The organism is Paraburkholderia sp. 32 (genome assembly GCF_050435345.1).
In the GTDB taxonomy this organism is placed as follows: domain Bacteria; phylum Pseudomonadota; class Gammaproteobacteria; order Burkholderiales; family Burkholderiaceae; genus Paraburkholderia; species Paraburkholderia tuberum.
Genome location: NZ_JBNDKD010000003.1, coordinates 2,029,859 through 2,043,349, shown reverse-complemented (window position 1 = coordinate 2,043,349; position 13,491 = coordinate 2,029,859). Strand labels below are relative to the sequence as shown.

Here is a 13,491-nt window from a genome sequence, read left to right as displayed (position 1 = left end):
GACCTTCAATCCACTCCCAGATAACACCCGATTGCTATGCTGCTGATTCCCGCCATCGACCTGAAAGACGGTCAGTGTGTACGCCTCAAACAGGGCGATATGGACCAGGCGACGATTTTCTCCGAGGAACCGGCGGCAATGGCCCGACATTGGGTCGACCGCGGCGCGCGTCGTCTGCATCTCGTCGATCTGAATGGCGCGTTCGCCGGCAAGCCGAAGAACGGCGATGCAATCCGGGCGATCATCGATGAAGTGGGCGGCGCGATTCCGGTTCAGTTGGGCGGTGGCATCCGCGACCTGAACACGATCGAGCGCTATCTGGACGACGGTTTGTCGTACGTGATCATCGGCACGGCCGCGGTGAAGAACCCCGGCTTTCTGCAGGACGCGTGCACCGCGTTCGGCGGTCACATCATCGTCGGCCTCGACGCGAAAGACGGCAAGGTCGCCACCGACGGCTGGAGCAAGCTGACCGGTCACGAAGTGGCCGACCTCGCGCGCAAGTTCGAGGACTACGGCTGCGAGTCGATCATCTACACCGACATCGGCCGTGACGGCATGCTGCAAGGCATCAACATCGAAGCGACGGTGCGCCTTGCGCGCGCGGTCAAGATTCCGGTGATCGCGAGCGGCGGCCTGTCGAACCTCGCGGACATCGAATCGCTGTGCGAAGTCGAAGGCGAGGGCATCGAGGGCGTAATCTGCGGTCGCGCGATCTATTCGGGCGACCTCGACTTCGCGGCCGCGCAGACGCTCGCGGACAAGCTGCGCGAAGCGGACGACGCTTAAGCACGGCGTCGGCTGCGCGTGCTGGGCAGCTTGCGCGGGCCGCCGGCGTTGCGCTCGTGTCGGCTTGCGGCGCTCGTTCGAACGATGGCTTGCCTGTAACGCGCGTCGCACGATCAAGCGCCCGGAACCTCGCCAGCTTCCGGCCGGCACCTCACTCGCGGCGCGACGCAACCGCTCGCGCCGGCACCGTGCCGCTTGCCCGCAAGCGAGCGGCCTCATCAGCGGTATTGGCAGAATTGCACGATCATGGCTCTAGCTAAACGCATCATCCCCTGTCTCGACGTCACCGCGGGCCGCGTGGTCAAGGGCGTCAACTTCGTAGAACTGCGCGACGCGGGCGACCCGGTCGAAATCGCGCGCCGTTACGACGATCAGGGCGCCGACGAACTGACGTTCCTCGACATCACCGCGACCTCGGATCAGCGCGACCTGATTCTGCCGATCATCGAGGCGGTCGCTTCGCAGGTGTTCATTCCGCTGACGGTCGGCGGCGGCGTGCGCGCGGTCGAAGACGTGCGGCGCCTGCTGAACGCGGGCGCAGACAAGATCAGCATGAATTCGTCGGCGGTAGCGAATCCGCAACTCGTGAAGGACGCGACCGACAAATACGGCTCGCAGTGCATCGTCGTCGCGATCGATGCGAAGTGCGTGTCGGCCGACGGCGAAACGCCGCGCTGGGAAGTGTTCACGCACGGCGGCCGCAAGGCCACCGGTCTCGATGCGGTCGAATGGGCGCGCAAGATGGCCGAGTTGGGCGCGGGCGAAATCCTGTTGACAAGCATGGATCGCGACGGCACCAGGAGCGGCTTCGACCTTGCGCTCACGCGCGCGGTGTCGGACGCGGTGCCGGTGCCGGTGATCGCCTCGGGCGGCGTCGGCAATCTGCAGCATCTCGCCGACGGCATCAAGAGCGGTCACGCGGACGCGGTGCTCGCCGCGAGCATCTTCCACTATGGCGAACACACGGTCGGCGAGGCCAAGCGCTTCATGGCCGATCAGGGCATTTCGGTGAGGTTGTGACGTGACGAATCCTTCGGCAGTGAACTGGCTCGACAAGGTCAAGTGGGACGCGAACGGCCTCGTGCCGGTGATTGCGCAGGAAGCGTCGACGAACGACGTGCTGATGTTCGCGTGGATGAACCGCGAGGCCCTCGCGAAGACCGTCGAGACCGGCCGCGCGGTGTATTTCTCGCGCTCGCGCCAGCGCCTGTGGTTCAAGGGTGAGGAGTCGGGCCACGTGCAGCATGTGCATGAAGTGCGACTCGATTGCGACGAAGACGTCGTGCTGCTGAAAGTCGAGCAGGTATCGGGCATCGCGTGCCATACCGGCCGCCACTCATGCTTTTTCCAGAAATTCGAAGGCTCGGTGGACGATGGCGACTGGCAGGCCGTCGATCCCGTGCTGAAAGACCCCGAACACATCTACAAATGACGCAATCCACGCAAAACCCGTCGCCCGCCACGGCTTCCACGCTCGACACGCTGCTGCGCCTCGCGGCAGTGATCGACAACCGCAAGGGCGGCGATCCGGACATCTCGTATGTATCGCGCCTGTTCCACAAGGGCGACGACGCGGTGCTGAAAAAGATCGGCGAAGAAGCCACCGAAGTCGTGCTGGCCGCGAAGGACGTGCGCCAGGGCGGCGCACCGAAGGCGCTGGTCGGCGAGGTTGCGGACCTGTGGTTCCACTGCCTCGTGATGCTGTCGCATTTCGATCTGAGCCCCGCCGACGTGATCGCCGAACTCGAGCGTCGCGAAGGCCTGTCGGGCATCGAGGAAAAGGCGCTGCGCAAGAGCCGCGAGCGCGAGGAAAACGGCGACTGAGCAGCCGGAGCGGAAATCTGGCGTTTCCGCTTGAAGTCGCGCGCGCCGGCACCAATATAGCGGTAACCGCACCTCCGGGAGGACGCAAGCATGGAACAGTCGCAGGGAAGCTATCCGCCGCCGGTCTACCGCCACGCGATGGAGCCTGAGCGCGAGCGCAGCCTGCGCACGCTCACGCACGTGCTGTACGCGCTGTATGCGGTCCACTGGCTGACCGGCGGCCTCACCATTCTGGTCGCGATCATCATCAACTACGTCAAACGGTCGGACGTGGCCGGCACGCCGTACGAAGCGCACTTCGAATGGCAGATCCGCACGTTCTGGCTGGGCCTCGTCGGTTACGCGATCGGCGCGTTGCTGCTGCTCGTCGTGATCGGCATTCCGGTGCTGTGGGCAGTCAGCATATGGATGTTGTACCGTATTATCAAAGGCTGGCTGTATCTGTACGATAACAAGCCGTTCGCGAATCCGGCCAGTTGGGTCTGAACGCTAGCCGGTCCGTATGGGCGGGCCGGCTTTCGGATCGAACTTCGGCGCGGGCGGCTTCGCTCGCCCAAGTCATACCGCGTCAGGAATATGATGAGTCACGATCCGAACTGCCTTTTCTGCAAGATTGCCGCTGGCGAAATCCCGTCGACCAGGGTCCACGAAGACGACGAGTTCGTCGCCTTCCGCGACATCCGTCCGGCGGCCGAAACGCATGTGCTGGTGATTCCTCGCAAGCACATTGCAACGCTGTCGAACTGCACGGAAAGCGACGCGCCTCTGCTTGGTAGAATGCTTGTCCTGGCCGCGCGACTGGCCGAACAATTGGGGGTCGCCTATAACGGCGGCGAAACGGGCTTTCGCACGGTAATCAATACCGGTCCGGGCGGTGGTCAGGAGGTGTATCACCTGCACGCGCACATTCTCGCGGGACCGCGTCCCTGGCAACGCATGGGCTGAGCGCCGGTTCACGCGTCATGCGCGCTGCGTGGCAAGTGCGCACCGCCGCGAGTTTTGGTCGAGGACAATAGCGCCTTCGTTGTTTTTACCGCTGTGTAATAACGTCGACGCGATCGTGTGGCCACAATGACAGGCGAAGATGGCCGCATTGCGAGCGAGGCGGTGCAGCCTGATGTAACGTAGAGATATATCGAGACGAAGCGCACGCGCTTCAGGTTATGCAAATTGGCCGCATCAAGATGCGGCGCCGGGGTTAAGGAGAGTAGTCATGGGTTCGTTGAGTATTTGGCATTGGTTGATCGTTCTGTTGATCGTCGCGCTCGTGTTCGGCACGAAGAAGCTGCGCAACATCGGCAGCGATCTGGGCGGCGCCGTGAAGGGCTTCAAGGAAGGCATGAAGGAAGCCGATTCGTCGTCGGCCGACGCGCAAGAGCAGCAGCGCGAGCTGCCGCGCAACGGCGCGGTGGACGTCGAAGCGAAGGAAAAGACGCAGCAATCGAGCGATTACCGCTAAGCCGCGGCCTTCGCGCCGTTCCCGCGTTTCTGACGGACATTCCACTTCATGCTGGACCTCGGTCTAACCAAGATGGCGCTGATCGGCGTCGTCGCGCTGGTCGTCCTCGGGCCTGAGCGCCTGCCGCGTGTCGCTCGCACGGCCGGCGCGCTGTTCGGCCGCGCACAGCGGTACATCAACGACGTTAAGGCCGAAGTCACGCGCGAAATCGAGCTCGACGAATTGCGGCGCATGAAGACCGAGTTCGAGAAGGCCGCGAGCAATGTCGAAACGGCAGTTCAGGACAATCTGCGCAAGCACGAGAATGAACTGAACGAAGCATGGAATAGCGGTACGTCGGTATCGCCGAGCATCGCCGGCGGCGCGCTCGAAGACGCCGGCAGCGGAGCCAGCGGCAGCGCGGGTGCCACCTCGTGGCCCGTCAGTACGCCGGCCGCCGCGCCCAAACGCAAGACCTGGCGCGTCCAGCAGAGCGCCACGCCCACCTGGTACAAGCGAGCGAGCCTGCGGCGCACGCGCGTGCAGTCGGGCGCCGCGCGCGTTGCGCGGCACACACCTGCCAACCTGCGTCGTCCGACGCGGTTTTTCTGATGTTCAGATCGACAATCCCCAACCGAGGGCCGGTGTGAGCGACCCCCAGCAATCCCAGAACGAAGGCACTGAAGAGACCTTCATTTCCCACCTCGTCGAACTGCGTGACCGCATCATCCGTGCGGGGCTCGCTGTCGTCGTCGTGTTCGTCGGGCTCGTGTACTGGGCGCCGGACATCTTCAAACTGCTCGCCCGTCCGCTGATGATGAATCTGCCGAAGGACGGCAAGATGATCGTCACCGACGTCACCGGCTCGTTCTTCGTGCCGATGAAGGTGACGATGCTGGTCGCCTTCGTGATCGCGCTGCCGGTCGTGCTGTACCAGATCTGGGCGTTCGTCGCGCCTGGGCTCTATCAGCACGAGAAGAAGCTCGTCGCGCCGCTCGTCGCGAGCAGCTACACGCTGTTCCTGTGCGGCATGGCGTTCGCGTACTTCGTCGTGTTTCCGACCATCTTCCGCGTGATGGCGCACTACAATGCGCCGCTCGGCGCGGAGATGACAACCGATATCAACAATTACCTGAGCTTCGTGCTGACGATGTTCATCGCGTTCGGCGTCACGTTCGAGGTACCGATCGTCGTCGTGCTGCTGGTGCGGATGAACGTGGTGAAGCTGAAGAAGCTGAAGGAGATCCGGCCGTATGTGATCGTCGGCGCGTTCGTGGTGTCGGCCGTCGTAACGCCGCCGGACGTGTTTTCGCAGCTGATCCTCGCGGTTCCGCTGATTCTGCTGTACGAAGCTGGCATCGTCGCGGCGCGGTTGATCGTCGGCAAGCAGCCGGTGGTCGTGGAGGATGCGAGTCCGCCGCCGTCTAGTTGAAGTGCCGCGAGTCAGTGCCGGGCGTCAAATGAAAAAGGGCAGTTCATTGCGGACTGCCCTTATTCATTGCGTGGAATCGCGGCATTAGCTTCAGCCGCCTTCGTCATCCGGCTGATCGCCGCCGCCGTTGTCGTCTTCCGTCTGTTTCGGCGGCGGCGGGCGTTTGCCGATCTTCACGTCGAGATCGATCTGATGACCTTTGCGCACCAGATGCACTTTCGCCGCCGTACCGGGCTTGATCTGCGCGATCACGTTCAACAGACGCGTGGTATCGGTGATCGCCTGGCCGTTTACGCTCGTCAGGATGTCGCCGGGCTTGATGCCCGCGCGGTCGGCCGGGCCGCTTTTCAGCACGCCCGCGACAATCGCGCCCGACTTCTGATCGAGCCCGAACGACTCCGCGATTTCCGGCGTGACGTCCTGCGGTTCGACGCCGATCCAGCCGCGCGTGACCGTGCCGGTCGTAATGATGCTCTCGAGCACGCTGCGCGCGGTCGACACCGGAATCGCGAAGCCGATGCCGAGCGAGCCGCCCGAGCGCGAGTAGATTGCGGTGTTGATGCCGAGCAGGTTGCCGTTCACGTCGACGAGCGCACCGCCCGAATTGCCGGGGTTGATCGGGGCGTCGGTCTGGATGAAGTTTTCGAACGTATTGATGCCGAGATGGTTGCGGCCGAGCGCGCTGACGATGCCCATCGTTACGGTCTGCCCGACGCCGAACGGATTGCCGATCGCGAGCACGACGTCGCCGACGCGGGTCTGGTCCATCCGGCCGAGCGTGATGGTGGGCAGATTGGTCATATTGACCTTGAGCACGGCCAGATCGGTTTCGGGGTCGATGCCGATGACCTTCGCGCTGGCAGTGCGGCCATCGGCGAGCGCGATTTCGATCTGATCGGCGCCGTCGACGACGTGCTGGTTCGTTAGAATGTAACCTTCCGAACTCACTATCACGCCTGAGCCGAGATTCGAGGCAGGCTGCTCCTGCTGCTTGCGATTGTTCCTGTCGCCGAAGAAGTAGCGGAACAGCGGGTCTTTGGCGCGCGGGTCGGGAGGCAGCGAGCCATCCTTGCTGGAGAACACGTTGACGACCGCGGGCATGGCCTTTTGCGCCGCCTCGGCATAGGACGTTTCGGCATGGCCAGTGCCGATGCCCGGCGCCACTTCCCGTAGCGCGACGATCGGTTCGGCGAGTTGTCTGCCGAATTGTCCTTGACGCTGCAGCCACTGCGGTTTGAGGGTCGCAATGATGAACATCAGCGCCAACAGCACCGTCACCGCTTGGGCAAATAACAGCCAGAAGCGTCTAAGCATCTGAAGACTAGAGGTCTATATGGATCGGATTGAACTTGAATTGTACTTGAACAATCTCCTTGAAACCGCGCGCTTCAAGGACTATTGCCCGAACGGATTGCAGGTCGAAGGACGCCGCCGGATCAACAAGCTCGCGACCGGCGTGACCGCGTCGGTGGCCTTCCTGGAGGCCGCGCTCGACTGGGGCGCGGACGCCGTGCTGGTTCATCACGGCTACTTCTGGCGCAACGAGGCACCGCAGATCACTGGCCGCAAACATGCTCGTTTGAAGCTGCTGCTCGCCAACGACCTGAACCTGTTCGCCTACCATCTGCCGCTCGACGATCATCCCGAGTTCGGCAACAACGCGCAGATCGGCGAGAAGATGGGCTGGATCAGCGACGCGCGTTTCGGCGACAACGATCTCGGCTGGCTCGCCACGCTGCCAATGCCGATCACGCTGTCGCACCTCACCGCGGAGATCGCGCAGACACTGGGCCGCACGCCGCTCGTGTTCGGCGATCCGGATATGGAGCTGCGCCGCGTCGGCTGGTGCACGGGCGCCGCGCAAGGCATGTTCGACGCGGCGATCAACGCGGGTGTCGACGTCTACGTGACCGGCGAGGTTTCGGAGTCGGTGATGCATACGGCGGCGGAAAGCGGCGTCGCGTTTCTGGCAGCTGGCCACCACGCGACCGAGCGCTTCGGCGTGCAGGCGGTGGGCAAGCATCTGTCCGAATCGTTCGATATCGAACATCTGTTTATCGATATCCCCAATCCCGTTTGAATTGCGAATTGCATTAACGAAGAACAAAGCAGGAATACCGCAGAAGGCACTTAAAAGGAGGTGCGAAAAAGTTTGCGATCGGTACGGACAAACCCTGAGTTATCAAGGGCTTCGCACGGTTTTTGGCAATCGGCCCTTGTAAATGGCGACTCCATTCGAGCAAACTAGCGGTAGAAGCGACGTGAAGGAAAAATCCAACTCAGAAGTGGGGCGTGTGATGCGAGACAAAGAAGAGGAACGCGTCGATGGCAGCCGCCGTAACTGGCTGGTAGCGACGACCGTAGCAGGCGGCATAGGAGGTGTTGCCGTTGTCGTACCCTTTGTTAGTTCCTTTGCACCATCCGAAAAGGCCAAGGCCGCAGGTGCCCCGGTCGAAGCCGATATCAGTGGTCTGAAGCCCGGCGACATGATGACGGTCGCCTGGCGTGGCAAGCCGGTGTGGATCATCAACCGCACGGACCGCATGCTCGCCGATGTTCAAAAAGCCGACAGCCAGGTAGCGGACCCCCACTCGCTGAATCCGTTTTCGATGCCGCTGCCGGACTACTGCAACAACGAATTCCGTTCACGCGCCGAGAACAAGCATCTGCTGGTTGCCGTCGCCGTTTGCACGCATCTGGGCTGCACGCCGACGCCGCGCTTCCAGGAAGGCCCGCAGCCGAATCTCCCCGACGACTGGCCCGGCGGTTTCCTGTGCCCGTGCCACGGCTCGACCTACGACATGGCCGGCCGCGTCTTCAAGAACAAACCCGCTCCGCAGAACCTCGACATCCCGCGCTTCATGTTCACGTCGGCGACGGCCCTTGTGATCGGGAAGGACGAAAAAGGAGAAGCGTAATGGCGAGCGAACACGAAGTAGAGACGACCGGGCTGGCTGGTTGGATCGACCAGCGCTTCCCGATGACTGCCACGTGGAAGAAGCACGTTTCCGAGTACTACGCGCCGAAGAACTTCAACTTCTGGTACTTCTTCGGTTCGCTTGCGTTGCTGGTGCTGGTCAACCAGATCGTCACCGGCATTTTCCTGACGATGAACTACAAGCCCGACGCGACGCTCGCGTTCTCGTCGGTCGAGTACATCATGCGCGAGGTGCCGTGGGGCTGGCTGATCCGCTACATGCACTCGACGGGTGCGTCGATGTTTTTCGTCGTCGTGTATCTGCACATGTTCCGCGGGCTCATGTACGGCTCGTACCGCAAGCCGCGCGAGCTCGTGTGGATTTTCGGCTGCCTGATCTTCCTGAGCCTGATGGCCGAGGCATTCTTCGGCTATCTGCTGCCGTGGGGGCAGATGTCGTTCTGGGGCGCGCAGGTGATCGTGAACCTGTTCTCGGCGATTCCGTTCATCGGTCCGGATCTGTCGCTGTGGATTCGCGGCGACTACGTGGTCTCCGACGTCACGCTGAACCGCTTCTTCGCGTTTCACGTGATCGCGATTCCGCTGGTGCTGATCGGCCTCGTGATCGCGCACCTCGTCGCGCTGCACGAAGTCGGCTCGAACAACCCGGACGGCATCGAGATCAAGGCCAAGAAGGGCCCGGATGGCGTGCCGCTCGACGGCATTCCGTTCCACCCGTACTACTCGGTGCACGACTTCATGGGCGTAACGATCTTCCTGCTGATCTTCGCGGCGATCATCTTCTTCGCGCCGGAAATGGGTGGGTACTTCCTTGAAGCCAACAACTTCATCCCCGCGAATCCGCTGCAGACGCCGCCGGAAATTGCGCCTGTATGGTACTTCACCGCCTTTTATGCGATGCTGCGCGCCACTACCGATCCATTCAAGATCGTGCTGATGATCGTCATCGCGCTACTCGGGTTGCTGGCGCTCGTGCGCGCGCGCGGCAAGTGGAAGCTCGGTCTGCCGGTGCTTGCGGTGCTGGTGATCGTCGCGATGGTGTTCACCGAATCGAAGTTCTGGGGCGTCGTGGTGATGGGCAGCGCGGTGATTTCGCTGTTCTTCCTGCCGTGGCTCGACCGGTCGCCGGTCAGGTCTATTCGCTACCGGCCGTTCTTCCACAAGGTTTTCTTCGGGATCTTCGTGATCGCGTTCCTGACGCTCGGCTTCCTCGGCACGCGACCGCCATCGCCGGCCGCGACGCTGATCGCCCAGATCTGCGCGCTGATCTACTTCGCGTTTTTCCTCGGCATGCCCTTCTGGACCCGGCTTGGCAAGTTCAAGCAGCCGCCGGAACGGGTGCGGTTCAAGCCTCACTAATCGCGAGCCAGGAGAACATGAAGATGAAAAAACTGCTTTCGATGTGCGCGCTGGTCGGCGTGACCATGCTTGCACTGTTGGCCGCTCCGGTTCACGCGGACGAGAATTTCCCGCTCGATCGCGCGCCGGACAACACGAACAATTTCGCTTCTTTGCAGCGCGGCGCGCAATTGTTTGTAAACTACTGCCTGAATTGCCACAGCGCGAACCTGATGCGCTACAACCGCCTGACCGATCTCGGCATCACGCCGAACGAAATCCAGGCGAACCTGCTGTTCACCACCGACAAGGTCGGCAACACGATGACCGTGGCGATGCGCCCGGAGGACGCGAAAGCGTGGTTTGGGGCGACGCCGCCGGATCTGTCGGTGGAGGCGCGGGCGCGCGGCACGGACTGGCTTTACACGTATCTGCGAAGTTTTTACCGCGACGATACGCGGCCGACCGGCTGGAACAATCTGGTGTACCAAAACGTGAGCATGCCTCACGTGCTGTGGCAGCTTCAGGGGCAGCGTGCGGCGAAATTCGGCGACGAAACCGACGAAAGAACCGGCGAAAAAGTACACAAATTCCTCGGCTTCCAGCAACTGACTCCGGGGACGATGTCGCCGGTAGATTATGATTCTGCTGTGGCCGACCTCGTGTCGTACCTGTCATGGATGTCCGAACCGACGCAGCAAACCCGCAGGCAACTTGGCGTGTGGGTGCTGTTGTTCCTCGGTATCCTGAGCTTTTTCGCCTGGCGACTGAACGCCGCGTACTGGAAACATATCAAATAATCACGCCGCTACATGGCGTGGGGCCGGCGCCAGGAAAAACCTGCTGAACGGTTTTTCCGCGCGCTGGCCCTTCAGCTTTTTGAGGAAACGTAAACATGATGGTTCTGTATTCCGGCACTACTTGCCCGTTCTCCCAGCGTTGCCGGCTGGTGTTGTTCGAAAAGGGCATGGACTTCGAGATCCGCGACGTCGACCTGTTCAACAAGCCGGAAGACATCGCCGTGATGAATCCGTATGGTCAGGTGCCGATTCTCGTCGAACGGGACCTGATTCTGTACGAATCGAACATCATCAACGAGTACATCGACGAGCGCTTCCCGCACCCGCAGCTGATGCCGGCCGATCCGGTCCAGCGCGCGCGTGCCCGCCTGTTCCTGCTCAACTTCGAGAAAGAGCTGTTCGTCCACGTCGGCACGCTCGAAAACGAGAAGGGCAAGGCAGCGGAGAAGAATCACGAGAAGGCGCGCCTCGCGATCCGCGATCGCCTGACGCAGCTCGCGCCGATCTTCCTGAAGAACAAGTACATGCTCGGCGAAGAGTTCTCGATGCTCGACGTCGCGATCGCGCCGCTGCTTTGGCGCCTTGACCACTACGGTATCGAGCTGTCGAAGAACGCCGCGCCGCTGATGAAGTACGCCGAGCGCATTTTCAGCCGCCCGGCTTATATCGAAGCGCTGACGCCGTCGGAAAAGGTGATGCGTCGTTGAGTTTGGCTTTGGAGCGCGGACGCCGCATCGCTTCGATGCGCGCCCGCGCCCGCAAGAGGACTGTTGATGCAAGAGATTTCCACGAAGCCTTATCTGTTGCGCGCGCTCTACGAGTGGTGCACGGATAACGGCTACACGCCGCATATCGCGGTCCGCGTCGACAATCAGACGCGCGTGCCACGTCAGTTCGTGCGCGACAACGAGATCGTGTTGAACATCAGCTTCGAGGCGACCAGCCAGCTGCAGATGGGCAACGAGTGGATCGAGTTCAACGCGCGCTTCTCCGGCAAGTCCCACAAGATCGAAGTGCCGGTCGCCAATATTCTTGCGATCTACGCGCGCGAGAACGGCCAGGGTATGGCGTTCCCGGTCGAATCGGCGGGCGGCGAGGCTCAGGATTCGGGCGCGGATGCCGCGGACGAAGCTGACACGCCGGCGGCTCCGCGCGCCGTCGAAACCGCCCCCGCCGCCCCTGCCGACCCTGCCGCGGCCACCGACGCCGCCGACAAACCGCAGCCCGACGACGATGGCTCGAAAGGCGGCGGAAGGGCTCGCCTTAAGATCGTGAAATGAAGTAGAATCACGGCCTCATGCCGGCTTAGCTCATCAGGTAGAGCGCTTGACTTGTAATCATGAGGTGGCGGGTTCGAGTCCTGCAGCCGGCACCAGATTGCTTTATCAGCAGTAACTGGAAATGCTAGAAAACCCCGTCGAAGCACACGCTTTGGCGGGGTTTTTCTTTTTTCGGTGGAAATTGCCTAGATCGTTGCTGATGCCGATCACCGAAGCCTTGGCCCGGCTTGTTTGCGACGAGGGTTTCACGCACGTCAAAACGTGCGAAGGCAGCGTGAGGTGAGCCGCGCGATGGCTCAAAAATCATGATATCTCTTTCACCTTGTCGATTGTAGACATTATTGTCTACTTTCGGTGCGTCTAGACTCACCTCATCACCGTCACCAATTCATGCCCGGCGAATCCGCACGGCGGCGGTACGTTACTATTCGGGCGTCGCCCGGGATGGCGGGCAGCCGCCAGACATTCCGGTCCACTGCCGCGGTCCACGTCGCAGGCGACGTCACATCGACTCCATTGCACCATGACCAGCCCCGCAACTCTCACCTGGCCAGAAGCCGACGGCCCGCGCACCGCACGCTGGCGTTCCGAAGCGGCCGTGCCGCCGCCGAAGCGCGTCGTCGTCGCCGACGACCGCACCACCGCCGATTCGGCCTACCGCCTCGCCTGCGAAGGCACCGCGCTGCTGTGGCGCGGCGACTTCCAGAACGCGCGCCAACTGCTGCAGGCCGTCACGCGCCGGCTCGAACGCAAGCCGCGCAAGCAGGGAGCCACACCGCTCGACGCGTTCAACCAGCATCGGCAGGCGCAGTCGCAGCGCGCGCGCACGCTCGGCATGATCCTGATTCCGCTCGATGCCGACTACGCCATTGCGCTGCGGCGCGCGCCCGACGTGCGGCAGGCCTGCATCGAAGCTTATGGACCGGCGAGCGGTGACGCGTCGGTCGTGTCGTTGCGCGAGTTGCTCGGTTTGATCGGCGCGCACGAATGGCGCAAGAAGGGCGTCGAGATTACGGCGCTCGGCGAGCGCATCCATCCGCACTACGGTGTGTTCTCACCGGTGCGCGGCGAGTACGTCGATCTGGTCGCGCGCACGCCGCTGCCGTCGCTGGACCTCGCGTTCGATATCGGCACCGGCACTGGCGTGCTGGCCGCGCTGCTGGCCAAACGCGGCGTGCGCAAGATCGTCGCGACGGACCAGGATGCGCGCGCGCTTGCGTGTGCTCGTGAAAATCTCGCGCGTCTTGGTTTCGCCGAGCACGTCGAGATCGTACAAGCCGATCTGTTTCCGGACGGTCGCGCACCGCTCGTCGTCTGCAATCCGCCGTGGGTGCCGGCGCGGCCGGCGTCGCCGCTCGAATACGCGGTCTACGATCCGGACAGCCGCATGCTGGTCGGCTTCCTGAACGGCCTCGCCGATCATCTGATGCCGGGCGGCGAGGGCTGGCTGATCATTTCGGATTTCGCCGAGCACCTTGGGCTGCGTACGCGCGAGTGGCTGCTCGCGGCGATCGAGCATGCGGGGCTCAATGTCGTGGGGCGCGAGGACATTCGTCCACGGCATCCGAAGGCCAGCGATCAGAACGATCCGTTGTATGTTGCGCGAGCGGCCGAGGTCACGTCGTTGTGGCGGCTCAAGGCGCGGTGACGGC

The 13,491-nt window shown here is 62.5% G+C and carries 17 protein-coding genes and 1 tRNA gene; 17 read left to right on the top strand and 1 reads right to left on the bottom strand.

Going from position 1 to position 13,491, the window contains the following annotated elements:
- The first annotated feature begins 36 nt into the window (after positions 1–36).
- The 9 genes from hisA (at position 37) to tatC (ending at position 5,483) form a co-directional block, all read left to right on the top strand.
- The gene (gene hisA / locus OKW26_RS32185; protein ID WP_090802089.1) at positions 37–789 is read left to right on the top strand and encodes a 1-(5-phosphoribosyl)-5-[(5-phosphoribosylamino)methylideneamino]imidazole-4-carboxamide isomerase; all 753 of its coding nucleotides are present in this window, start codon (positions 37–39) and stop codon (positions 787–789) included.
- A 246-nt stretch (positions 790–1,035) separates the two neighbouring features.
- A complete protein-coding gene (hisF, locus tag OKW26_RS32180; protein ID WP_184065581.1) occupies positions 1,036–1,809 on the top strand; it encodes an imidazole glycerol phosphate synthase subunit HisF in 774 nt (257 codons plus the stop codon).
- 1 nt (position 1,810) lies between these two features.
- Positions 1,811–2,221 carry a phosphoribosyl-AMP cyclohydrolase gene (hisI, locus tag OKW26_RS32175; RefSeq protein ID WP_090802086.1) on the top strand — a complete coding sequence of 137 codons (411 nt, stop codon included), beginning with the start codon at positions 1,811–1,813 and terminating at the stop codon, positions 2,219–2,221.
- Positions 2,218–2,613 carry a phosphoribosyl-ATP diphosphatase gene (locus tag OKW26_RS32170; protein ID WP_090802085.1) on the top strand — a complete coding sequence of 132 codons (396 nt, stop codon included), beginning with the start codon at positions 2,218–2,220 and terminating at the stop codon, positions 2,611–2,613. Before hisI ends, OKW26_RS32170 begins: the two co-directional genes overlap by 4 nt.
- Positions 2,614–2,703: 90 nt before the next feature.
- A complete protein-coding gene (locus tag OKW26_RS32165; protein ID WP_184052320.1) occupies positions 2,704–3,099 on the top strand; it encodes a DUF4870 family protein in 396 nt (131 codons plus the stop codon).
- 93 nt (positions 3,100–3,192) lie between these two features.
- Positions 3,193–3,558 carry a histidine triad nucleotide-binding protein gene (locus OKW26_RS32160; RefSeq protein WP_184035806.1) on the top strand — a complete coding sequence of 122 codons (366 nt, stop codon included), beginning with the start codon at positions 3,193–3,195 and terminating at the stop codon, positions 3,556–3,558.
- Positions 3,559–3,826: 268 nt separating this feature from the next.
- Positions 3,827–4,072: a Sec-independent protein translocase subunit TatA gene (tatA, locus tag OKW26_RS32155; RefSeq protein WP_187616847.1), complete on the top strand. Its 246-nt coding sequence runs from the start codon at positions 3,827–3,829 to the stop codon at positions 4,070–4,072.
- Between the two features lie 48 nt (positions 4,073–4,120).
- Entirely contained in the window at positions 4,121–4,663 is a 543-nt protein-coding gene (gene tatB, locus OKW26_RS32150) for a Sec-independent protein translocase protein TatB (protein ID WP_090802078.1), read from the top strand.
- Positions 4,664–4,697: 34 nt separating this feature from the next.
- Positions 4,698–5,483: a twin-arginine translocase subunit TatC gene (gene tatC, locus OKW26_RS32145; RefSeq protein WP_429356235.1), complete on the top strand. Its 786-nt coding sequence runs from the start codon at positions 4,698–4,700 to the stop codon at positions 5,481–5,483.
- Between the two features lie 90 nt (positions 5,484–5,573).
- Here tatC and OKW26_RS32140 read toward each other — a convergent pair whose 3' ends face one another.
- Entirely contained in the window at positions 5,574–6,797 is a 1,224-nt protein-coding gene (locus tag OKW26_RS32140) for a Do family serine endopeptidase (protein WP_429356234.1), read from the bottom strand.
- A 19-nt stretch (positions 6,798–6,816) separates the two neighbouring features.
- On the opposite strand from OKW26_RS32140, the gene OKW26_RS32135 reads away from it, so the two are divergent.
- The 8 genes from OKW26_RS32135 (at position 6,817) to OKW26_RS32100 (ending at position 13,487) form a co-directional block, all read left to right on the top strand.
- Positions 6,817–7,563: a Nif3-like dinuclear metal center hexameric protein gene (locus tag OKW26_RS32135; protein WP_090802074.1), complete on the top strand. Its 747-nt coding sequence runs from the start codon at positions 6,817–6,819 to the stop codon at positions 7,561–7,563.
- Positions 7,564–7,780: 217 nt separating this feature from the next.
- Positions 7,781–8,401: a ubiquinol-cytochrome c reductase iron-sulfur subunit gene (gene petA / locus OKW26_RS32130; RefSeq protein ID WP_184065716.1), complete on the top strand. Its 621-nt coding sequence runs from the start codon at positions 7,781–7,783 to the stop codon at positions 8,399–8,401.
- A complete protein-coding gene (locus OKW26_RS32125; RefSeq protein ID WP_187612904.1) occupies positions 8,401–9,780 on the top strand; it encodes a cytochrome b in 1,380 nt (459 codons plus the stop codon). The genes petA and OKW26_RS32125 overlap by 1 nt, the downstream gene beginning before the upstream one ends.
- A gap of 23 nt (positions 9,781–9,803) precedes the next feature.
- Positions 9,804–10,559 (top strand): cytochrome c1, encoded by a 756-nt coding sequence (locus OKW26_RS32120; protein ID WP_429356233.1) that lies wholly within the window; start codon positions 9,804–9,806, stop codon positions 10,557–10,559.
- 95 nt (positions 10,560–10,654) lie between these two features.
- Entirely contained in the window at positions 10,655–11,266 is a 612-nt protein-coding gene (locus tag OKW26_RS32115) for a glutathione S-transferase N-terminal domain-containing protein (RefSeq protein WP_006052302.1), read from the top strand.
- A 66-nt stretch (positions 11,267–11,332) separates the two neighbouring features.
- Positions 11,333–11,839 (top strand): ClpXP protease specificity-enhancing factor, encoded by a 507-nt coding sequence (locus OKW26_RS32110; RefSeq protein ID WP_184065609.1) that lies wholly within the window; start codon positions 11,333–11,335, stop codon positions 11,837–11,839.
- Positions 11,840–11,858: 19 nt separating this feature from the next.
- A tRNA-Thr gene (locus OKW26_RS32105) sits at positions 11,859–11,934 on the top strand.
- A 428-nt stretch (positions 11,935–12,362) separates the two neighbouring features.
- Positions 12,363–13,487, top strand: a complete 1,125-nt coding sequence (locus OKW26_RS32100; RefSeq protein ID WP_429356232.1) for a methyltransferase — start codon at positions 12,363–12,365, stop codon at positions 13,485–13,487.
- Positions 13,488–13,491: the final 4 nt, after the last annotated feature.